Here is a 22021-nt window from a genome sequence, read left to right as displayed (position 1 = left end):
CCGATGCGCGAGACCGTACAACCCGGGGGAGAGGAACAGATGTTGGACCGGAAGACCGCACGGCTGCCGGTGGTGGCGGCCGCCGCACTGGCGGTCCTGGCCGTGCCGCACGCCGCCTACGCCGCCGAAGGGCCCGGTTCCGGGGACCTCGGGATCAACGGCAGCGGCGAGTGCACCTTTCCCATGAAGAAGCAGTTCGAGGGACGCCCCTGGTCGCTCCAGCGCGTCCTGCTCGACGAACTGTGGCAGGACACCAAGGGCAAGGGCGTCCGGGTCGCCGTCATCGACACCGGCGTGGACAACACCAATCCGCAGCTCAAGCCCGCCGTCGACACCAGCGCCGGACGCAACCTCCTCAAGGGCGGCAAGGCGGACGGCACGGGCGACGCGATCGGCCACGGCACGAAGGTCGCCGGCATCATCGCCGCACGCCCCGCCAAGGGCACCGGATTCGTGGGCCTGGCCCCCGAGGCCACCATCATCCCGATCCGGCAGAACGACGAGAAGAACAGCGGCAAGGACACCACCATGGCCACCGCGATCGACCACGCGATCGCCAAGAAGGCCGACGTCATCAACATCTCCCAGGACACCACCAAACCGCTGACCCCCGACTCCGCGCTCGGCAGGGCCGTGGCACGGGCGATCCAGGCCGGCATCGTGGTCGTCGCGTCCGCGGGCAACGACGGCATGGACGGCAAGCGGAAGAACACCTATCCGGCGGCCTTCGACGGGGTCCTCGCCGTCGCCTCCTCCGACCGCAACAACGAGCGGGCGGCCTTCTCGCAGGCCGGCGAGTTCGTCGGGGTCGCCGCACCGGGCGTCGACATCATCTCCACCGTCCCGGGCTTCGGACAGTGCAGCGACAACGGCACCAGCTTCTCCGCCCCGTACGTCGCCGGGGTCGCCGCCCTCCTCGTCGCCAAGTACCCGGCCTGGAAGCCCGCCGAGATCATCGCGCGGATCGAGCAGACCGCCGAACGCTCCATCACCGGCCATGACGCGTTCGTCGGATGGGGCGTCGTCGACCCGGTCCGCGCCCTCGCGGGCGGCAAGGACGACGTCCCGCAGCCCGCGCCGAAGCCCGATCCGCCCATGCCGAAGGCCCCGGCCCCCGAGCCCGCCCACCTGGCGATGTCCGAGACCTCGCAGGAGCGCAGCGAGCGCTACGCCACCTACGCGCTCGCCCTCGCGGCCGTCCTCGTCTCCGTCGTCGCGGGCACCGCGACCGTCATCCGTGATGTCCGGCGACGACGCGCCGTGCGCTGAGAAGGGCGACGGGTGAGGAAGCTCTCTCCCGATAAACCGCAGTTGGGGTGAGATGCCGAAGTGGCTAGGGTGGTAGCAGACTTCACGTGTGTGATGGGGGAACGAGAAGTGGCCGAGTCCGAAGTCCAGGGCGTGGGAACACCGCCACGCACCTCAGGGACCTGCCTGAACCCCACTCCTGATCCGGATCACACGGGGGACAGAGAACCTGCCCGCGTCGCGCGGACAGGTCCGGAAAGTGAGAGAGAGGACCTCGGATGAGCACGCCCAACCCCTCGGCCAACTTCGGACTGGCCGACGACAAGATCATCTCGGCGAAGAACTCGATCATCGAGACGGCCACCGCCGTGTCCCGGCAGTCACGGGAACTCGCCGACATCCTCGCCACCGTCAGTGCGGGCTGGACGGGTGTCGGAGCCGCGGGATTCGCGTCCGCGCAGATCCAGCTCAACGAGGACCACGACGTCATCCGGCGCCTTCTCAAGGTGCTCCTGGAGGCCGTGAGCCAGACCAAGAACCTCAGCAACGCCAATGACGAAGAGGTCTACGCGGCGTTCAACAAGGCCAAGAACAGCTCCGCGCTCAACGGCATCTGAGCCGTCCCACCACACCCATACCACTTCACACACGGGAGATCACTGATGGCCGGAGACCCGGGCAACACGAAGGTCAGGTACGACACCGTCCAGGAGATGGCGAACCGCATCCGCCTAGTCTCGGGCAACATCGGCAAGGACCTGGACGCGATGGATGCCGCCCTCAAGGTCGTCACCAGCACCTGGGACGGTGAGGCACACGCCGAGTACGTCATCCTCCAGGGCAAGTACAGGAAGCGTGCCGACGACATGCACAGGCGCCTGAAGATGGTCGCCCAGATCGTCGAGAGCGGCAAGGACAGCTACCGCTCCACGGACGTCAAGTCCTCGCGCCTGTTCACCGAGGCGTTCTGAACCACCCTTCGCACCACCGCGTGCGGACGGCAGAGAGGGGCACGCTCCACCGTGAGCGTGCCCCTCTCGCGTGCCGCACGGGCTACGTCAGGTCGAACTCCCCGTCCCGCGCCCCCAGCACGAAGGCGGTCCACTCGGCCTCCGTGTAGCGCAGCACGGTGTCCGGATCCAGCGAGGACCGCATCGCCACGGCACCACCCGGCAGATGAGCGATCTCCACCCGCTCCTCCGCCTCTTCCGTCCCGGGGGCGCTCAGCCACTCCACCCCCGAGATGTCGAGTGCGTACAGCTCGTCCTTCTCCTGCTGGGTGCCCATCAGTTGCCTCTCTCTCGCGCTGCGGGAACGTGCTCATCGCCCCGTTGCAGATTATCTCCGTCCCCGGCGCGCGGGGGTGGGGATCAGCCATCGCCCGGCCGGCCGGGCCCCGTACGGCAGGTCACACCGCGCGCAGCACTCAGGAGGTCTGCGCGGTGCGGACCGTCGCGTACGCCGCAGGGTCCACGGACACGGCCCTGATCACCCGCACGAGCGAGTCGTCGTTCACCGCCACGTGAAAGCCGTCCTCCGCTTCCCACGGCCCGCGGGAGGAGAGACTCTCCCGCACATGGACGGAGTCCGTCGGATTGGTGAGCATCACGTTGACGTCCCCGTACGCGGCGAGCGACTCCGCCAGGGGCTGACGCAAGGCCGCGTCGACACCCAGCTGCTCCCTGCGCCGGATGTCGTCGTCCACGGCCAGCAGGATGTTCTTCATCGCGGCGGCGGCTTCCCGGGTGTGCCCGTCCCCGGAGGAGGCAGGCACGGCCGGCTCCTTCGTCGCCCGGCCCAACTCCCCACAGCCGGACGCGTCACCGCCGAGCCCCCGGTCGAGGAACAACCAGAGCCCGCCTGCCGCCACGGCCAGTACCGCACACCCGGCGACGAAGATCCTGGGATGCGATTGCCTCCTTGAGCGGTTCAAGAACCCCATTCCTTCACCCGTTCCCTGTCCTGCCCGCTCGTGTCCTGTCGGCCATCGGCCCGACAGCGGTTGTCAGGACAGACTCCGAACCACGTCCTGGTAGGAGCCCTCCGCCCGCCCACGGCAGTCGGAGACACAAGCGGCCCGCTTCTCCGCCGTGAACTCGTGGGCGTCGCTCCACGCCCCGCACGTGTGGGTGCCCTGCTTCTTCAGGTGATCGATCCGTTCGTTGTCCGGGACGGTGGAGAGAGTCTCGCGCCAGCCCCTGGTGATCTCGTCGGACACCGCGGTGGACGGCACGGCACGGGGCAGGAAGCGCGACGGCTCGCGCAGGGACCCGTAGACGGTGTCCGCCCACTCCTCGCCCGACGTTCCCTTCTTCGCCCGGACGATGTCCGCCGCGATGCCGTCATACGTGCCCAGCGCGGCGGCGTTCACCGTGACAAGCGTCATCAGAGCGGCATCGGACGAATCCGCCGGGGCCGCTGCGAGCGTGCGTGCTCCCCAGTCGGTCTGGGCATTGCGCAGCACGGCGTACGCCTCGGGGCTTTCCGACAGAGCTCGCAGTACGGGGACCAGCGACGTCTTGTACACGGAGACGTGGAACCCGTCCGTTCCCTTCCACACGGCCCCGGAGGGGCCCCCGGCGTCGTGGTAGCGCGAGTTCGTACCGTCCAGGACTTCTTGGAGGTCATCCGTATAGCCCGCCAGGGCTTCGGCGAGGGGCCGACGAATTTCAGCGGGAAGACCACGGCCGACCTCAACGCTGTCGCTGACCGCGTTGAAGACCTTCTTCATAGCATTGGCCCGCTCTTCGGGCCGAGGCCCGGAGCTGTCACCCGTAGTGGCCGACTTCACCGCGTCGCCCAACTCCGGGCACGTCATATCCCCGGAGTGGCCCGGTCCGAGTGCGGAGACCATGGCTGGGCTCCGGGCCAGGGACCCGCAGTCCGAGGTGGCGTCACCACCTTCGACGAGACGCCATACACCCGTCGCCAGCACAAGGGCGGTGAGACCGGCGAGCACGGTGTGGATGCGTCTGCGACTGAGCGAAGGTTTCATGGCCGCTCCGGACATGCGAGTTCAGCCGAGCTGAGCGTGCAGAGCCAGCGCGAGGCCGGTGAGCTTCTCGCGGCCGGGCCCGGCGCTGTCGCCTTCGCCGGCCGTCACCACCAGCGAGGCATCGCCGTCGTCGGCCGGATCCACGCGTACGGTCACGCAGCCGCCGTTCTCGGTGGCCACCGCCTCACCCGGCGCGGCGGACGTCGTCCGTTCCAGGTACGACGTGCTGTCGTCGAGCGAGAGCTTGCCGGCGGCCATCATCACCGGCATCAGCACGGTCTCGGCCGACCGTGACTCCGTGGCGACCGTATGGACCTCGACGGTCTCGCCGCCGACATGGAACCGACAGCTGACCAGCGCTCCGGGATGGTTCGCGAAGCCGGCCGGCCCGTCCACGGCCCACTTGGACTCGGCGGTGACAGCGGGGTCGTCCGACTCCTCGCCGGGAGCGGCGCCGACGCCGGCCTTTCCGGACAGTCCGGCCTTCTTCGCCGCCTCGGAGATGTCGTACGGCAGAGGACACTTGTCCGCTCCGTCCGGCCCGACCTCGTCGGTCGCCGCTCGCAGAGCGGACACGCTCACGGTCCCGTCCGCCGCCGCGCCGGATGCATCGTCGCTGCCGTCCTGCTGGCAACCGGTCAGCAGAGCCGCCGCGAGCAGCACACTCAGCGTGCCGCCGCGCCGGAGTCGTGTTCGTTCCATGGCTGGGTGGGACCTTTCGTCCTGCGCGTACGGGGAGGAGAGGGCGAAGGGGCAGCGGCATCGCGCCCCTGGTACCTAGTTCTGTCCGTCGCCGACCGAAGTTCCCGCGCCGTACCGGGATATGAGCAGCGGAGAGAACTGGGACTTGATGTCCAGTTCGAGCCCGGCGAAGTTCTTCGCCGTCCCGCTCAGACCGTCGCTCTCGCCCCGGAGCCGGTTCATCAAGGTCGTCACCTGCTTGTCCCAGGTCTCGTCCAGCTTCTTGATGGCCGGCCCCGTGGCCCAGTCGGCGAACTCCCTGGCTGCCGCCTTCGACGACTCGTCCGCCTTGTTCATGGCCTCGGAGGTGTCGCCCAACAGATCCTCGCGGATCGTTTTGGCCGCCGCGGCCTTCTCCCGCGGCGTCGAAGCCAGGACGTTGTTCCCGCCGGGACCGGAATCGTCCGGAACCCCGTTGAGCTGCATGCTCGTCGCCTGCCGCTGCGTGGCCTCGGCCCGCAGCTGCGCCCACTCCTCGTCGAAACCCATCACATTCCCCGTATCCGCCGATCATGGCCGGTGCGGCCCTTCGTACGCACCGATGGATCATCCTTCGGGCACCAGTACATCGCTTCGGTGTACGGCCCGAGGTCTCGGTGTTGTCTCAGTGCTGTTCCGGAAGCCGCCCGATCTGCACCATCGGCGCCCCGCGCCGCCGCGAGACGAAGTACCCGCGCCCCGGCGGCATCACGTGGCCGCGGACCGGGCCGATGAGCTCGCCCTCGTTCGGGTCGCCGGACAGCACCACGCCCTGCGCCCCCAGCTCCTTGATGCGCTGCATGAACCCCTCGTACATCGCTCGCGACGCACCCGCGGAGCTGCGCGCGATGATGAACCGCACCCCGGTGTCCCGGGCGAACGGCAGATACTCCGCGAGCGCCGCCAGCGGGTTGCCCGCGTTCGTCGCCACCAGGTCGTAGTCGTCCACGATGATGAAGATCTGCGGACCGGTCCACCAGCTGCGGTCGCGCAGCTGCTGCGGCGTCACGTCCGTGGGCGGCTGCCGCCGGGAGAACACCCCCGCCAGCGCCTCCATGTGCATCTGCATCGAGCTCGCCATCGGCGCGTACTCCAGCAGATACTGCTCCGGCAGCGCGCCCAGCAACGCCCGGCGGTAGTCGCCGACGACCAGCTTCGCCTCGTCGGGGGAGTAGCGCTCCGCGATCTGCTTGGCGATCAGCCGCAGCAGGTTCGTCTTCCCCGACTCGCTGTCGCCGAAGATCAGGAAGAACGGATCCGTCTCGAAGTCGACGAACACCGGCTCCAGCGCCGTCTCGTCGATGCCGATCGCGATGCCCCGCTCCGGGAACTCGAACCCCTTCGGCAACTGGTCCGCGTCCAGCCTGCGCGGCAGCAGCCGTACGGCCGGCGCCGACGGACCCGACCAGGCGGACTGCACCGTGGAGACGAACGCCGCCGTACCGTCCGAGAGGTCCGCCACATCGCTCACCGAGTCGATGCGCGGCAGCGCACCCATGAAGTGCAGCTTCTCCGCCACCTGACCGCGGCCCGGCACACCGGCCGGGACGTTCGCCGCGACCTTGCGGTCGAACTCGGAGTCCATGGTGTCACCGAGACGCAGCTCCAGCCGGCCCAGCATCTGGTCCTTCAGCGCCGCACGCATCTCCATGTACCGGGCGGCCGTGACGACCAGGTGGATGCCGTAACCGAGTCCGCGCGAGGCGAGATCGGTGACGACCTCCTCCAGCATCTCGTACTCGGTCTTGAACGCGCTCCAGCCGTCGATCACCAGGAAGACGTCGCCCCACGCCTCGCCGGGCAGCTCGCCGCGCGCACGCCTGCGCCGGTAGGTGGTCATGGAGTCGATGGAGTTGGCGCGGAAGAACTCCTCACGCCGGTTCAGGATCCCGACGACCTCGGCGACCGTACGCCGCACCCGCTCCGGATCCAGCCGCGAGGCCATCCCGCCGACATGCGGCAGCCCTTCCAGCGAGACCATGCCGCCACCACCGAAGTCCAGCCCGTAGAACTGCACCTCGTCCGAGGTGTGCGTGAGCGCGAACGACGAGATCAGCGCCCGCGTCAGCGTCGACTTGCCGGACTGCGGACCACCCACGATCAGCAGATGACCGGCCGCACCGGAGAAGTCCCGGTACAGCACCTCACGCCGCTGCTCGAACGGCTTGTCGATCAGGCCCATCGGCACGACCAGCCCGCCCGGACGCGCGTACTCGGTCGAGGTGAACCCGCGGTCCGCCGTCGGCGCGAGCCCCGGCAGCAGCTGGTCCAGGGTCGGCGCCCGGTCCAGCGGCGGCAGCCACACCTGATGCGCCGGCACCCCCTGGCCCTCCAGCCGCCGCACGATCACATCGAGCACCGTGTCCGCCAGCGCGTCGTCCTCCGCCTGCGCCCGCGCCGCCTCCGCGGCAAGCAGCTCGGGATCCGGCGCCCGGTACACCACCGGGACCGGCGCGGCCGAGAACACCGCGGGCCGCCGGTCGACCGACAGCTGCCCCACCGACAGGTCCGCACCGCCCGTGCGGTACGTCCCCGACACGTACGCCGCCTTGAAGCGGGTCATCTCGTCCGTACCGAACTTGAGATAGCCCGAGCCCGGCACCGACGGCAGGTGGTACGCGTCCGGCACACCCAGCGCCGTACGCGACTCCGACGCCGAGAAGGTCCGCAGACCGATCCGGTACGACAGATAGGTGTCCAGACCGCGCAGCTTGCCCTCCTCCAGACGCTGCGAGGCCAGCAGCAGATGCACCCCCAGCGAACGGCCGATCCGGCCGATCTGGATGAACATGTCGATGAAGTCCGGCTTGGCGGTGAGGAGCTCGGAGAACTCGTCGATCACCAGCACCAGCGAGGCCAGCGGCTCCAGCGCCGCACCCGCGGCCCGCGCCTTCTCGTAGTCGTGGATGTTGGCGTAGTTGCCCGCCGACCGCAGCAGCTCCTGCCGCCGCTGGAGCTCACCGCGGATCGCGTCGCCCATCCGGTCCACCAGCGTCAGGTCGTCCGCCAGGTTCGTGATGACCGCCGCCACGTGCGGCATCTGCGACATCCCGGCGAACGTCGCACCACCCTTGAAGTCCGCGAGCACGAAGTTCAGCGTCTCCGACGAGTGCGTCACCGCGAGACCCAGCACCAGCGTCCGCAGCAGCTCCGACTTGCCGGAACCCGTCGCGCCGACACACAGCCCGTGCGGCCCCATGCCCTCCTGCGCGGCCTCCTTGAGGTCCAGCATCACCGGCGCACCGCCCTCGCCGACCCCGATCGGCACCCGCAGCCGCTCCGACACCGACCGGGGCCGCCAGGTACGCGCCACATCGACCGAACCGGCATCACCCAGATTCAGCAGATCCGTGAAGTCCAGGTTCGCCAGCAGCGGTTCGTCGTCGTCGCCCCCGCCCGTCCGCAGCGGCGCCAACTGCCTCGCCAGAGCCTCGGCGGCCGGCAGCGACATCGTGTCCGGCACTCCCTCGTACGCCAGACCCGCCCCCGACTCCAGTCGCAGCAGCCCCGGCCGCACCACCACCGACAGACCGCCGCGCTGCTCGTCCAGATCCCCGGAGACCACCTCGACGATGGTCACGCCCTGCAGCCCCTCGGCCGCCGCGAACAGCGAGTCCGGCGGCACCATCCCGCCGTCCAGGACCACCACGACGTGCGGCTGGTCCAGCACCGGCTGACTCTCCCGCCCGAACCGCGGCCGGCCCTCCAGACGGCCCGCCAGCAGCTGCTCCAGCTCGCCGAGGTCGTCGCCGAACAGCCGCTTCGTACCGGCCCCGTCGATCTGTCCCGGCACCTGCGTGTGCGGCAGCCACTTCGTCCAGTCCCAGCGATCCACCGCACCCGGGGCCGCCACCACCGCGACCATCAGGTCTTCGGGGGAGTGCAGCGTCACCAGCTGCGCCACCATCGAACGCGCCGTGGACTGCGCCGCCTCCGGATGACCGGAGACCGTCACGTGGTAGAAGGCCCGCATCGAGACCGCCATCGGCAGCCCGTCCAGCGAACCGTTCACCGCCAGGAACTTCTGCATCGCACCGGCGCACATCGGCTCCAGCTCGTCCACCGGCGCGGTGTCCGGAGCGATCAGCGGCGTCGACAACTGCTGCGCACCGAGGCCGATCCGCACCTGAGCGAAGTCCTTGTCGCCCACGCGCCGCTCCCAGAGCCGCGAGCCCTCCGCCACCACCGACCACAACTGCTCCGGGGACGGATGCAGATACAACTGCACATCGCGCTGCTTGCGCGCCGTCCGCCGGACCGTGCGCCGCGTCTGCGCCAGGTACTTGAGGTAGTCACGGCGGACATCTGCCATTTGCCCCTGCGTACCGCGGCGATACCGGACAAGCTGGGCGACCACCATGCCGACCGTCGAGACGAGCATCAGAACACCCATGATCCGCATGAACGGAGGGGCCTGCGGCGAGAAGAAGAAGACCACCGACGAACCCATGCCGAGCACCGGCAGGATCTGCATCAGCATGCCCTCCTGCTGCCCGCGCGGCAGCTCCGGAGGGGCCTCCAACGTCAACTCGTCCGCCGGTACTTCCGGCGGCAGGGACCGCGGAGGTCGTTTCACGACGATCTGGCTCACCGGAACATCAATCCCTCGATACGGACGGGCGGAAGGCCGGTCTTGATCCGCACCGACGCCCCCGTGGCTGCGTGCGCGCACAACTTCCGTGCGCGCGACGGCGATCCTACTTGCAGGTCGTCCGGCCCCCTCCCGGTAGGGTGGCGCGCGCACCGTGCGCAACCGCGAATCAGGGGGACCAGACACGTGAGTACGACCGCAGCGACGGGCTTCTGCCGCGTCACCGTCGTGGCACCCGACAGCCGGATCGACGTCGCCCTGCCCGAGGACATCGCCGTCGCCGACGTCTACCCCGAGATCCTGCGTCTCACGGGCCAGACCCAGGCCGCCGGAACACCGACCGGCTACCACCTCGTCCGCCGCGACGGCACGGTCCTCGACAGCGCCCGCACCCTCGGCGCCCAGCAGGTCCTCGACGGCGAGATCCTCAGCCTGCGCCCCTTCGCCCAGTCGCTGCCGCCCGCGGTCTTCGACGACGTCTCCGACGCCGTCGCCTCCGCCGTCACCCGCGACCGCCACCTGTGGAGCGACGAACTCCTGCGCGGCGCGGGCCTGGTCGGCGGCGTCCTGCTGCTCGTCCTGATGGCCTTCGTGATCTGGTTCGCCGACCCGGTGCGCCACGACATGCACAGCCTGCCCGGCATCATCGCGGGATCCGCCGGGCTGCTCCTCACCGCCTTCGCCGGAGTGCGCGCCCGGGTCTACGGCGACCGCTCCACCGCCGTCGCCCTCGGCCTCGGCGCCCTCCCGCTCGTCCTCATCGCCGGCTCCGGAATCATCGGCCCGGACGCCGGCCAGGGGCCCGGCCGCCTGCAGTTCCTGCTCGGCTGCGTCGCCGTGCTCATCGCCTCGGTGGTCCTGGTCGCCCTGACCCCCAGCGGCGACGCGCCCTTCGTCGCGACCACCTTCCTGGCCACCGTCGGCACGCTCGCCACCTTCGTCGCGATCCTCACCGAGGCCTCCGCCACCGAGGCCGCCGCCGTCTGCGCGCCCGTCGCCCTCGGCCTCGTCGCCTTCCTGCCCGGCCTCTCCGCACGCTTCGCGCGCCTGCCCATCGGCTACGCCTCGCCGCGCACCGCTCCGGCCGGCTACGACGACACCGCCCCGGACACGCCCGAGGGCGACCCGGAGCCCGTCGACGCCGACCGCATCGCCGCCCAGGCCCGCCGCGGCCACGAGATGCTCCTCGGCCTCGTCGGCGGCTGCGCGGCCGTGGTCGTCGGCTCGGCCGCCGTCCTCGGCTTCTCCGACAACATCTGGGGCCAGGTCCTCGCCCTGACCGCGGGCCTCGCCATGCTGCTGCGCGCCCGGCTCTTCCGCTACACCTCCCAGGTCGCCTGCGTCCTGGTGGCCGGCATCGGGGCCATCGGACTCCTCGTCCTCGGCCTCTCCCTGAACCCGCCGACCGACCTCGTCCACGAGCTGGTCCGCTACGGCGACCGCGGCGCCCTGGACATCCGTACGATCTGGCTCTCCGCCGCCGTCGCCGCCGGAGCCGCCCTGCTCACCGCGATCGGCCTGGTCATCCCGCGCAAGGGGCTCTCGCCGTTCTGGGGCCGCCTCCTCGACCTGACCGAGAGCGTGGTGCTGCTCTCGCTGGTCCCGCTCTGCCTGGCGGTCCTCGACGTCTTCGTCCGGGCCCGCGCCCTCACCAGCTGACCGTCGCCGGATCGCCGGCCCGTCACGCCCGGCCACCGGCGGGGCGTGACCCGAATGGCTGGTACTCTGTCCAGTGGCCGTTTGTGTACGCGTCCTCGGATCATCCTGGGGGCTGCGCTCATCGGACCTTCGCCTCCGAGTCACGGAAGCTCCCCTGAGATCAAGACCAGGGGCACTTGTGGGCGCTTCGAACATCAAGAGGAGTACGCGTGCCGCTCGACGCCGCTACGAAGAAGCAGATCATGTCCGAGTTCGCCCAGAAGGAGGGTGACACCGGATCCCCCGAGGTCCAGGTCGCCATGCTCTCCCGCCGGATCTCGGACCTGACGGAGCACCTCAAGACGCACAAGCACGACCACCACTCCCGTCGTGGTCTGCTGATCCTGGTCGGCCAGCGTCGCCGCCTCCTGCAGTACCTGGCCAAGAAGGACATCCAGCGCTTCCGTGCGCTCGTCGACCGCCTCGGCATCCGCCGTGGCGCGGCCGGCGGCGCCAAGTAAGAACGCTGTGGAAAGGGAGCGGTTCCCGCGTTTGAGGGGACCGCTCCCTTTGCCGTACGTGCACGACCGGTGTCAAGCTCAGTAACCTGGGTGTAGCGACACCCGCACGACCAGTGCGACGAACACGCACGACACGCAGGACGAGGGAGAGGCGCGACGACGCCGCCGCCGGTCCTCGGTAGTGGCCCCCGGGAACATGCCCGGGAGCTTCGATCGAAGACCGGCCCGCATCCACGGTGCGCCTCTCCCGCACCGTCCCCCGCCACACGGGCGGGAGGACGAAAGACGACGAGTATGGAGAAATCACTAGTGGAGAACGAGACCCACTACGCCGAGGCCGTTATCGACAACGGAACCTTCGGCACCCGCACCATCCGCTTCGAGACGGGCCGCCTGGCCAAGCAGGCCGCCGGCTCCGCCGTCGCGTATCTGGACGACGACACCATGGTGCTGTCGGCCACCACCGCTTCCAAGCGGCCCAAGGACAACCTCGACTTCTTCCCCCTCACGGTGGACGTCGAGGAGCGGCAGTACGCGGCCGGCAAGATCCCCGGCTCCTTCTTCCGTCGTGAGGGCCGGCCCTCCGAGGACGCGATCCTCACCTGCCGCCTGATCGACCGCCCGCTGCGCCCCTCCTTCAAGAAGGGCCTGCGCAACGAGATCCAGATCGTCGAGACGATCATGGCGCTCAACCCCGACCACCTGTACGACGTGGTCGCGATCAACGCCGCCTCCTGCTCCACCATCCTGGCGGGCCTGCCCTTCTCCGGCCCGATCGGCGCCACCCGCGTCGCCCTGATCAAGGGCCAGTGGGTCGCGTTCCCGACGCACACCGAGCTCGAGGACGCCGTCTTCGACATGGTCGTCGCCGGTCGCGTCCTGGAGGACGGCGACGTCGCGATCATGATGGTCGAGGCCGAGGCCACCGAGAAGACCATCCAGCTCGTCAAGGACGGCGCCGAGGCTCCCACCGAGGAGATCGTCGCCGCTGGTCTGGACGCCGCGAAGCCCTTCATCAAGGCGCTCTGCAAGGCCCAGTCCGACCTCGCCTCCAAGGCCGCCAAGCCGGTCGGCGAGTTCCCGGTCTTCCTGGACTACCAGGACGACGTCTTCGAGGCGCTCTCCAAGGCCGTCACCTCCGAGCTGACGCAGGCGCTCACCATCGCCGGCAAGCAGGACCGCGAGGCCGAGCTGGACCGCGTCAAGGAGATCGCCGCCGAGAAGCTGCTCCCGGCCTTCGAGGGCCGCGAGAAGGAAATCTCCGCCGCGTACCGCGCGCTGACCAAGAAGCTGGTCCGCGAGCGCGTCATCAAGGACAAGGTCCGCATCGACGGCCGTGGCGTCACGGACATCCGTACGCTCGCCGCCGAGGTCGAGGCCATCCCGCGCGTGCACGGCTCGGCGCTGTTCGAGCGTGGCGAGACCCAGATCCTGGGCGTCACCACCCTCAACATGCTCCGGATGGAGCAGCAGCTGGACACCCTCTCCCCGGTGACCCGCAAGCGCTACATGCACAACTACAACTTCCCGCCGTACTCCGTCGGCGAGACCGGCCGCGTGGGCTCGCCCAAGCGCCGCGAGATCGGCCACGGAGCGCTCGCCGAGCGCGCCATCGTGCCGGTGCTGCCGTCGCGCGAGGAGTTCCCCTACGCGATCCGCCAGGTCTCCGAGGCGCTGGGCTCCAACGGCTCGACGTCCATGGGCTCGGTCTGCGCCTCCACCATGTCGCTGCTGAACGCCGGTGTGCCCCTCAAGGCCGCCGTCGCCGGTATCGCCATGGGCCTGATCTCGCAGGAGATCGACGGCAAGACCCACTACGTCGCCCTCACCGACATCCTCGGTGCGGAGGACGCCTTCGGCGACATGGACTTCAAGGTCGCCGGCACGAAGCAGTTCGTGACCGCGCTCCAGCTCGACACCAAGCTCGACGGCATCCCCGCCTCGGTCCTGGCCGCCGCGCTGAAGCAGGCCCGTGACGCGCGTCTGCACATCCTGGACGTCATGAACGAGGCCATCGACGTCCCGGACGAGATGTCCCCGAACGCCCCGCGGATCATCACCGTCAAGATCCCGGTGGACAAGATCGGTGAGGTCATCGGCCCCAAGGGCAAGATGATCAACCAGATCCAGGAGGACACCGGCGCCGACATCACGATCGAGGACGACGGCACCATCTACATCGGTGCCCAGCAGGGTTCGCAGGCCGAGGCAGCCCGCGCCACGATCAACGCGATCGCCAACCCGACCATGCCGGAGGTCGGCGAGCGCTACCTGGGTACGGTCGTCAAGACCACCACCTTCGGTGCGTTCGTCTCGCTCATGCCGGGCAAGGACGGCCTGCTGCACATCTCGCAGATCCGCAAGCTCGCCGGTGGCAAGCGCGTGGAGAACGTCGAGGACGTGCTCGCGGTCGGCGCCAAGGTCCAGGTCGAGATCGCCGAGATCGACTCCCGCGGCAAGCTCTCCCTGATCCCGGTCGTCGAGGGTGAAGAGGACGAGAAGAAGGACGACACCGACAAGTGACGTCCCGTAGTTCCGCGACGACGGCCCGCACCTCCTCGGAGGCGCGGGCCGTCGCCCGTACCCAAACGCTTCTCAAGGGCAGCAACGGCATCGGAACGGTCCGCCGGACCGTCCTCCCCGGCGGTCTGCGGATCGTCACCGAGACCCTGCCCTCCGTCCGGTCCGCCACCTTCGGCATCTGGGCCAACGTCGGTTCCCGCGACGAGACGCCCACCCTGAACGGCGCGACCCACTACCTCGAACACCTCCTCTTCAAGGGCACCGCGAAGCGCACCGCCCTCGACATCTCCTCCGCGATCGACGCGGTCGGCGGCGAGATGAACGCCTTCACGGCGAAGGAGTACACCTGCTACTACGCGCGGGTCCTGGACACCGACCTGCCGCTGGCCATCGACGTCGTCTGCGACATGCTGACCGGCTCGCTGATCGCCTCCGAGGACGTCGACGCCGAGCGCGGCGTCATCCTCGAAGAGATCGCGATGACCGAGGACGACCCGGGCGACTGCGTGCACGACCTGTTCGCGCACACCATGCTCGGCGACACCCCCCTCGGCCGCCCGGTCCTCGGCACCGTCGACACGATCAACGCACTGAACCGGGGCCAGATCGCCCGCTTCTACAAGAAGCACTACGACCCCACGCACCTGGTCGTCGCCGCCGCGGGCAACGTCGACCACGCCACGGTCGTACGCCAGGTCCGCAAGGCCTTCGAGAAGGCCGGCGCCCTCTCCCGTACGGACGCGGTGCCCATGGCGCCCCGCGAGGGCTCCCGCACCCTGCGCACCGCGGGCAAGGTGGAGCTGCTGAACCGCAAGACCGAGCAGGCCCATGTGGTCCTCGGCATGCCCGGCCTCGCCCGCACGGATGAGCGCCGCTGGGCCCTCGGCGTCCTCAACACGGCCCTCGGCGGCGGTATGAGCTCCCGCCTCTTCCAGGAGGTCCGGGAGAAGCGCGGCCTGGCCTACAGCGTGTACTCGTACACCTCCGGCTTCGCCGACTGCGGCCTCTTCGGGGTGTACGCGGGCTGCCGGCCCAGCCAGGTCCACGACGTCCTGAAGATCTGCCGCGACGAACTGGACCGGGTCGCCACCCACGGTCTGGACGACGACGAGGTCGCCCGCGCCATCGGGCAGCTCTCCGGGTCCACCGTCCTCGGCCTGGAGGACACCGGCGCGCTGATGAACCGTATCGGCAAGAGCGAGCTGTGCTGGGGCGAGCAGATGTCGGTCGACGACATGCTGGCCCGCATCGCGGAGGTCACCCCCGACGACGTACGGGAGGTGGCGGGCGAACTCCTCACCCACCGCCCCTCGCTCTCGGTCATCGGCCCGCTCAAGGACAAGCAGGCGGACCGCCTCGACGAAGCGGTCTCCTAATCCCTTAATCCCTCAAGGAATCACAATGAGCAAGCTGCGCGTAGCCGTTCTCGGTGCGAAGGGCCGCATCGGCTCCGAGGCCGTACGGGCGATCGAGGCCGCCGACGACCTGGAGCTGGTGGCGGCCCTGGGCCGGGGAGACCAGCTGGAGACCCTCACCGACGCGGGCGCCCAGGCCGTCGTCGAGCTGACCACTCCCGCATCGGTGATGGACAACCTCGACTTCTGCGTCCGGCACGGCATCCACGCCGTCGTCGGCACCACGGGCTGGACCGACGAACGGCTCGCGCAGCTGACCACCTGGCTGGACGACTCCCCGGGGACGGGCGTCCTGATCGCCCCGAACTTCTCCATCGGCGCCGTCCTGACCATGAAGTTCGCGGAACAGGCCGCCCGCTACTTCGAGTCCGTCGAGGTCGTCGAACTGCACCACCCCAACAAGGTCGACGCCCCCTCCGGCACCGCCACCCGCACCGCCCAGCTCATCGCGGCGGCCCGCGCCAAGGCGGGCAGCGCACCCCAGCCGGACGCCACCACCACCGCCCTGGACGGCGCGCGCGGCGCGGACGTCGACGGCGTCCCGGTCCACGCGATCCGCCTCCGCGGCCTGCTGGCCCACCAGGAAGTGCTCCTCGGCGGCGAGGGCGAGACCCTCACCATCCGCCACGACTCCCTCCACCACAGCAGCTTCATGCCGGGCATCCTGCTCGGGGTCCGCCGCGTGGTGACCACTCCCGGCCTCACGTTCGGCCTGGAACACTTCCTCGACCTGAACTGACTGAGCCCACCATGCGCGCAAAGATCACCTACTTCGTCACGGCCGCCGTCCTGGTCTTCTACTTCGTCCTGGTCGGCAGCCGAGGACTGATGCTCATCCGGCACGGCACGCTGATCACCGTCACGTTCGGCGTCGCCGTGCTGATCCTGCCGGTGATCGGCGTCTGGTTCCTCTGGAAGAACACCCAGTTCGTCCGCCGCGCCAACGCGCTGGCGGCCGAGCTGGACGCGGAGGGCGGCCTGCCGGTCGACGACCTGGCCCGCACGCCGTCCGGCCGAATCGACCGGGACGCCGCCGACGCGGTCTTCACCCAGCGCCGCGAGGAGACCGAGGACGCCCCGGACGACTGGCGCACCTGGTTCAGGCTGGCGGTCGCCTACCAGGACGCGAGAGACACCCCGAGAGCCCGCAAGGCGATGCAGAGGGCAATCGCCCTGCACCAATCAAGCCCGTCCGGCGTTTGAGGACATCTTTCAACCCGCACGCAAGTGAGCCCGGCACCCACATGGGTCCGGGCTCACTCACGTACAGGCGACGGCAGGCAGCAACTCACCCCTGCCGATACTCGTCCGCCCAGGCCTCCACCGCATCCGTGGCCCGCTCAAACGCTTCCTCACGCCCGAGGAAGTCCGCGTTGTGGTCGGTGGCCAGCGGCGGCAGCGTCTCACCGCTCCGCCGGACCACGACGAGCGCCTGGCCCTGGACCGTACGGGGAAGGCCCATCCACTTCACGGGCTGCTGGACCGTACGCACCGCCGACGTGCCGCTCCAGGCCACCGTGGTGGTCCGGAAGAAGGCGACGCGCCGCACACCGTGGCGGCTGACCCACGCGCCGACCCGCAGCAGCCGCAGGGCGGCGGCGATGACGGCGCCGGCCAGGGCGAGACACACGGTGGCGCCCGAAGGCGCTCCGGCCACACCGATGATCATGGCCGCGAGCAGAACGAACGAGGCCAGCAACAACAGGGTGGCCGCCGCCGCGACCCGCCACGGGCCGGGGCGGTAGGGCCGCCGCCAGCTGTCGTGGTCGTCGAACGGCAGCGCGACGTCCTCCGCGCTCGCGTCGAATGCGCGGTCGGCCGTCAGAAAGGGCAGGGGCACGACTCATCCTCACTCACAAGCACGCTCGATTGCTGTGCCCGGTGAGGCTACCGAGGGTGCCACCGGCCCGACCACCCCAGGGGGTCCGTACGAGTCAGCGGCCCTGCGACGCTTCGGACTGCTTGCCGTGCGCGGGGGACTGCTCGGCGTCGAGAGCCGGGAGCCCCAGCAGCAGGGAGCCCACGAGACCGGCGACCACGGTCAGCCCGACGAGGGACCGCCCCAGCAGCTCGGGAACGGTGACGCGCGCGGAGGGAGGGGGAGTGACATTACTGCGGAATCGGTCGGACTCGGCGACGAACGAGAACGGGACGGCTTCACGCCGGCGGAACATGAGGAAACTCTCCTTGATCTGCATGACGGGTGCTGCTATTGAGTCAGACGTACGACAGCCCGAATCGGTGCCCGAATCGCCGTACTTGTTGGGGGAACTCCACGAACGGCTGCCCGGGACCGCGACGTACATGCACGGTCCTTCGGCCCGTAAAGTGGTCGCCGCCCGAGCGAAGCCCCTGGAAGGACCCCTGTCGGTGACCGACACCCCCGAACCCGCAAAGCCCCACTTCCGCAGTGACGTCACCGTCGAGCTGGTGAAGAGCGACGCGCGCGACGCGGACGTGCTGTTCGCCGCCCGGGTCTCCACGGCCGGCGAGCAGTCGCTCGAAGAGGTCACCAAGGACCCCGAGCGCTCCAAGGGGCTCATCAACTACCTCATGCGGGACCGGCACGGCAGCCCGTTCGAGCACAACTCGATGACGTTCTTCATCAGCGCCCCGATCTTCGTGTTCCGCGAGTTCATGCGGCACCGCGTCGGCTGGTCGTACAACGAGGAATCGGGCCGCTACAGGGAGCTGGAGCCGGTCTTCTACGTCCCCGGGACCTCCCGCAAGCTGGTCCAGCAGGGCCGCCCCGGCAAGTACGTCTTCGTCGAGGGCACCGAGGAGCAGTACGACGTCACCACCCGCGCCATGGAGGAGTCCTACCGGGCCTCCTACGCGGCCTACCAGGAGATGCTGGCGGAGGGCGTGGCCCGCGAGGTCGCCCGCGCGGTCCTGCCGGTCGGCCTGTTCTCCTCGATGTACGCCACCTGCAACGCACGCTCCCTGATGCACTTCCTCGGCCTGCGCACCCAGCACGAGCTGGCGACGGTCCCGTCCTTCCCGCAGCGCGAGATCGAGATGGTCGGCGAGCAGATGGAAGCCCACTGGGAGCGGCTCATGCCACTCACTCATGCGGCCTTCAACAAAAATGGACGCGTAGCCCCGTAGGCGGTGTCCGTATTGCGGCGGTTCGAGAAGTTCATCTAGGCTGATCAAACGGACCCGGCACTGCTTGAACCCCCGAGCAGGCAGTGCCGGGCTCCTCTTCCCCGTCCCCCCGAGGGGACCCCGCGCGCTGAGCAGCGAGTAGCGTGTTACCCATGGCTCCGATCTCCACTCCGCAGACCCCCTTCGGGCGGGTCCTCACCGCTATGGTCACGCCCTTCACGGCGGACGGCGCTCTCGACCTCGACGGCGCCCAGCGGCTCGCCGCCCACCTGGTGGACGCAGGCAATGACGGCCTGATCGTCAACGGCACCACCGGTGAGTCCCCGACCACCAGTGACACGGAGAAGGACCAGCTCGTACGGGCGGTGCTCGAAGCGGTCGGCGACCGGGCGCACGTCGTCGCCGGCATCGGCACCAACGACACCCGCCACAGCGTCGAGCTCGCCCGGACGGCCGAGCGCACCGGCGCCCACGGCCTGCTCGCCGTCACGCCGTACTACAACAAGCCGCCGCAGGAGGGCCTGCTCCGGCACTTCACGGCCATCGCCGACTCCACCGGCCTGCCCGTGATGCTGTACGACATCCCCGGCCGCAGCGGGGTGCCGATCGACACGGAGACACTCGTCCGGCTGGCCGACCACCCGCGGATCGTCGCGAACAAGGACGCCAAGGGAGACCTGGGCCGCGCCAGCTGGGCCATCGCCGAGTCGGGCCTCGCCTGGTACTCCGGCGACGACATGCTGAACCTGCCGCTCCTCTCGGTCGGCGCGGTCGGCTTCGTCTCCGTGGTCGGCCATATGGTCACCCCGGACCTGCGGGCCCTGATCGAGGCGCACCTGAGCGGCGACGTCCAGAAGGCCACCGAGATCCACCAGAAGCTGCTCCCGGTCTTCACCGGCATGTTCCGCACCCAGGGCGTCATCACCACGAAGGCCGCCCTGACCCTCCAGGGCCTCCCGGCCGGACCGCTGCGCCTGCCGCTGGTGGAGCTCAGCGCCCAGGAGACGGCCCAGCTCAAGATCGATCTCGCCGCCGGCGGGGTACAGCTCTGAGCACAGACTTCACAACTGAACACGCGAGGCGACTCGCATGGAGCACCACCCCAAGACAACAGCAAGTGCACGAATGACATGCGCGCCACGTGCCTCAGCGGTACGTGGCGTGCGTGGTAAGGAGAGTCTTTTGAGTCATCCGCATCCTGAACTCGGTACCCCGCCGAAGCTCCCGAAGGGCGCCCTGCGGGTCACCCCGCTCGGCGGCCTCGGTGAGATCGGCCGCAACATGACGGTCTTCGAGTACGGCGGCCGCCTGCTCATCGTCGACTGTGGCGTCCTCTTCCCGGAGGAGGAGCAGCCGGGCATCGACCTGATCCTGCCGGACTTCACCACGATCCGGGACCGCCTGGACGACATCGAGGGCATCGTCCTCACGCACGGCCACGAGGACCACATCGGTGGTGTCCCGTACCTGCTGCGCCTGAAGCCGGACATCCCCCTCATCGGCTCGAAGCTGACCCTCGCGCTCATCGAGGCGAAGCTCCAGGAGCACCGGATCCGTCCGTACACCCTCGAGGTCACCGAGGGACAGCGCGAGCGCATCGGCGTCTTCGACTGCGAGTTCATCGCGGTCAACCACTCGATCCCGGACGCGCTGGCCGTCGCCATCCGCACCCCTGCGGGCATGGCCGTGGCCACCGGTGACTTCAAGATGGACCAGCTTCCGCTGGACGGCCGTCTCACCGACCTGCACGCGTTCGCCCGGCTGAGCGAGGAGGGCATCGACCTCCTCCTCTCCGACTCCACGAACGCCGAGGTTCCCGGCTTCGTACCGCCGGAGCGGGACATCTCCAACGTCCTGCGCACGGTCTTCGCGAACGCCCAGAAGCGCATCATCGTGGCGAGCTTCGCCAGCCATGTGCACCGCATCCAGCAGATCCTGGACGCCGCCCACGAGTACGGCCGCAGGGTCGCCTTCGTCGGCCGCTCGATGGTCCGCAACATGGGCATCGCCCGTGACCTGGGCTACCTGAAGGTTCCCGCCGGACTGGTCGTCGACGTCAAGACCCTCGACGACCTCCCGGACGACGAGGTCGTGCTGGTCTGCACGGGTTCGCAGGGCGAGCCGATGGCCGCCCTCTCCCGGATGGCCAACCGCGACCACCAGATCCGGATCGTTCCCGGCGACACGGTGATCCTGGCGTCGTCCCTCATCCCCGGCAACGAGAACGCGGTCTACCGCGTGATCAACGGCCTGACCCGCTGGGGCGCCAACGTCGTCCACAAGGGCAACGCCAAGGTCCACGTCTCGGGCCACGCCTCGGCCGGCGAGCTGCTGTACTTCTACAACATCTGCAAGCCGAAGAACCTGATGCCGGTCCACGGCGAATGGCGCCACCTGCGCGCCAACGCCGAACTGGGCGCCCTCACCGGCGTGCCGAAGGACCACATCGTCATCGCCGAGGACGGTGTGGTCGTCGACCTCATCGACGGCAAGGCCAAGATCGTCGGCAAGGTCCAGGCGGGTTACGTCTACGTCGACGGCCTCTCCGTCGGCGACGTCACCGAGACCTCCCTCAAGGACCGCCGCATTCTCGGCGACGAGGGCATCATCTCGGTCTTCATCGTGGTCGACAGCTCCTCCGGCAAGATCGTGGGCGGCCCCCACATCCAGGCCCGGGGCTCCGGCATCGACGACAGCGCCTTCGTCGCGGTCACGCCGAAGATCCAGGAAGCCCTGGACAAGTCGGCCCAGGACGGCGTGATGGAGCCCCACCAGCTCCAGCAGATGGTTCGCCGCGTCGTCGGCAAGTGGGTGTCCGACACCTACCGCCGGCGCCCGATGATCCTTCCGGTCGTCGTCGAGGTCTGACCCCTCCCGACCGCCTGACCTGGAGCGGGGCCCCCGATTTGCATCGGGGAGCCCCGCTCCAGTACGTTTACGTCTCCGCCTGAACGGGAAGCACCGCGCGCACTCGTGCGCCTGAAGACTCCCGGATGGGGCGGGAATTCCGACTCAGAATCTCTGATAAAGTCGGATCCGCCGAAAGGCAAGGCCACTCCACAGGCCACCGGAAATCGAATTCGGACCGGAAACGGAACGAAAAAGAGTCTGGTAAAGTTGGAACCGCCGGAAAGGGAAAACGCGAAAGCGAAGAACCTGGAAAGCACCCCGCTTCGACCGGGAATCGGACACGAAAGAGTCTGATAGAGTCGGAAACGCAAGAACGAAGGGAAGCGCCCGGAGGGCCCCGGTGAAACGGGAC

Annotated in this window: 20 protein-coding genes; 12 read left to right on the top strand and 8 right to left on the bottom strand. The window is 69.3% G+C overall.

Features of this window, described 5'->3' with window-relative positions; translation table 11 throughout:
- Positions 1-39: 39 nt before the first annotated feature.
- From mycP to ACIQPT_RS16135, 3 genes are all read left to right on the top strand, one after another.
- On the top strand, positions 40-1269 hold the full coding sequence (gene mycP / locus ACIQPT_RS16145) for a type VII secretion-associated serine protease mycosin (RefSeq protein ID WP_401156397.1): 1230 nt from the start codon (positions 40-42) through the stop codon (positions 1267-1269).
- Positions 1270-1526: 257 nt separating this feature from the next.
- The gene (locus ACIQPT_RS16140) at positions 1527-1865 is read left to right on the top strand and encodes a hypothetical protein (RefSeq protein ID WP_401156395.1); all 339 of its coding nucleotides are present in this window, start codon (positions 1527-1529) and stop codon (positions 1863-1865) included.
- A 45-nt stretch (positions 1866-1910) separates the two neighbouring features.
- Positions 1911-2219 (top strand): WXG100 family type VII secretion target, encoded by a 309-nt coding sequence (locus ACIQPT_RS16135; RefSeq protein ID WP_401156394.1) that lies wholly within the window; start codon positions 1911-1913, stop codon positions 2217-2219.
- Between the two features lie 82 nt (positions 2220-2301).
- Here the strand turns inward: ACIQPT_RS16135 and ACIQPT_RS16130 are convergent, their stop codons facing one another.
- The 6 genes from ACIQPT_RS16130 to eccCa all read right to left on the bottom strand — a co-directional run bounded on the left by ACIQPT_RS16130 (position 2302) and on the right by eccCa (position 9554).
- The gene (locus ACIQPT_RS16130; protein ID WP_401156392.1) at positions 2302-2535 is read right to left on the bottom strand and encodes a DUF397 domain-containing protein; all 234 of its coding nucleotides are present in this window, start codon (positions 2533-2535) and stop codon (positions 2302-2304) included.
- A 139-nt stretch (positions 2536-2674) separates the two neighbouring features.
- A complete protein-coding gene (locus tag ACIQPT_RS16125; protein WP_401156390.1) occupies positions 2675-3022 on the bottom strand; it encodes a hypothetical protein in 348 nt (115 codons plus the stop codon).
- Positions 3023-3253: 231 nt separating this feature from the next.
- Positions 3254-4243, bottom strand: coding sequence for a hypothetical protein (locus ACIQPT_RS16120; RefSeq protein WP_401156389.1), 990 nt, complete (start codon positions 4241-4243; stop codon positions 3254-3256).
- A gap of 21 nt (positions 4244-4264) precedes the next feature.
- Positions 4265-4945, bottom strand: a complete 681-nt coding sequence (locus ACIQPT_RS16115; RefSeq protein WP_401156387.1) for a hypothetical protein — start codon at positions 4943-4945, stop codon at positions 4265-4267.
- 75 nt (positions 4946-5020) lie between these two features.
- Entirely contained in the window at positions 5021-5473 is a 453-nt protein-coding gene (locus ACIQPT_RS16110; RefSeq protein WP_401156386.1) for a hypothetical protein, read from the bottom strand.
- 115 nt (positions 5474-5588) lie between these two features.
- Complete coding sequence (gene eccCa / locus ACIQPT_RS16105) at positions 5589-9554, bottom strand: type VII secretion protein EccCa (protein WP_401156385.1); 3966 nt, start codon at positions 9552-9554, stop codon at positions 5589-5591.
- Positions 9555-9740: 186 nt separating this feature from the next.
- Here eccCa and eccD point away from each other — a divergent pair, with 186 nt between their 5' ends.
- The 6 genes from eccD (at position 9741) to ACIQPT_RS16075 (ending at position 16854) form a co-directional block, all read left to right on the top strand.
- The gene (gene eccD / locus ACIQPT_RS16100; RefSeq protein WP_401156384.1) at positions 9741-11213 is read left to right on the top strand and encodes a type VII secretion integral membrane protein EccD; all 1473 of its coding nucleotides are present in this window, start codon (positions 9741-9743) and stop codon (positions 11211-11213) included.
- Positions 11214-11422: 209 nt separating this feature from the next.
- Positions 11423-11713, top strand: coding sequence for a 30S ribosomal protein S15 (gene rpsO, locus ACIQPT_RS16095; RefSeq protein WP_003965855.1), 291 nt, complete (start codon positions 11423-11425; stop codon positions 11711-11713).
- Positions 11714-12022: 309 nt separating this feature from the next.
- A complete protein-coding gene (locus ACIQPT_RS16090; RefSeq protein ID WP_069756832.1) occupies positions 12023-14236 on the top strand; it encodes a polyribonucleotide nucleotidyltransferase in 2214 nt (737 codons plus the stop codon).
- The gene (locus ACIQPT_RS16085) at positions 14233-15612 is read left to right on the top strand and encodes a M16 family metallopeptidase (protein WP_401156381.1); all 1380 of its coding nucleotides are present in this window, start codon (positions 14233-14235) and stop codon (positions 15610-15612) included. The genes ACIQPT_RS16090 and ACIQPT_RS16085 overlap by 4 nt, the downstream gene beginning before the upstream one ends.
- Before the next feature lie 25 nt (positions 15613-15637).
- A complete protein-coding gene (dapB, locus tag ACIQPT_RS16080) occupies positions 15638-16390 on the top strand; it encodes a 4-hydroxy-tetrahydrodipicolinate reductase (protein WP_401156380.1) in 753 nt (250 codons plus the stop codon).
- An 11-nt stretch (positions 16391-16401) separates the two neighbouring features.
- The gene (locus ACIQPT_RS16075; protein ID WP_401156379.1) at positions 16402-16854 is read left to right on the top strand and encodes a hypothetical protein; all 453 of its coding nucleotides are present in this window, start codon (positions 16402-16404) and stop codon (positions 16852-16854) included.
- Between the two features lie 85 nt (positions 16855-16939).
- On the opposite strand, the gene ACIQPT_RS16070 is transcribed toward ACIQPT_RS16075, so the two are convergent.
- Together ACIQPT_RS16070 and ACIQPT_RS16065 are read right to left on the bottom strand one after the other, a co-directional pair.
- A complete protein-coding gene (locus ACIQPT_RS16070) occupies positions 16940-17491 on the bottom strand; it encodes a hypothetical protein (protein ID WP_401156378.1) in 552 nt (183 codons plus the stop codon).
- Positions 17492-17585: 94 nt separating this feature from the next.
- Positions 17586-17825, bottom strand: a complete 240-nt coding sequence (locus ACIQPT_RS16065) for a hypothetical protein (protein WP_401156377.1) — start codon at positions 17823-17825, stop codon at positions 17586-17588.
- A gap of 196 nt (positions 17826-18021) precedes the next feature.
- On the opposite strand from ACIQPT_RS16065, the gene thyX reads away from it, so the two are divergent.
- The 3 genes from thyX (at position 18022) to ACIQPT_RS16050 (ending at position 21627) form a co-directional block, all read left to right on the top strand.
- Positions 18022-18759: an FAD-dependent thymidylate synthase gene (gene thyX / locus ACIQPT_RS16060; RefSeq protein ID WP_401156375.1), complete on the top strand. Its 738-nt coding sequence runs from the start codon at positions 18022-18024 to the stop codon at positions 18757-18759.
- Positions 18760-18911: 152 nt separating this feature from the next.
- Positions 18912-19811: a 4-hydroxy-tetrahydrodipicolinate synthase gene (dapA, locus tag ACIQPT_RS16055; protein ID WP_030589914.1), complete on the top strand. Its 900-nt coding sequence runs from the start codon at positions 18912-18914 to the stop codon at positions 19809-19811.
- Positions 19812-19941: 130 nt separating this feature from the next.
- Entirely contained in the window at positions 19942-21627 is a 1686-nt protein-coding gene (locus tag ACIQPT_RS16050) for a ribonuclease J (RefSeq protein WP_032792692.1), read from the top strand.
- Positions 21628-22021: the final 394 nt, after the last annotated feature.

It is taken from the genome of Streptomyces sp. NPDC091289 (assembly GCF_044757365.1).
Taxonomy (GTDB): Bacteria; Actinomycetota; Actinomycetes; order Streptomycetales; family Streptomycetaceae; genus Streptomyces.
This window is presented reverse-complemented; position numbering and strand designations above follow the sequence as displayed.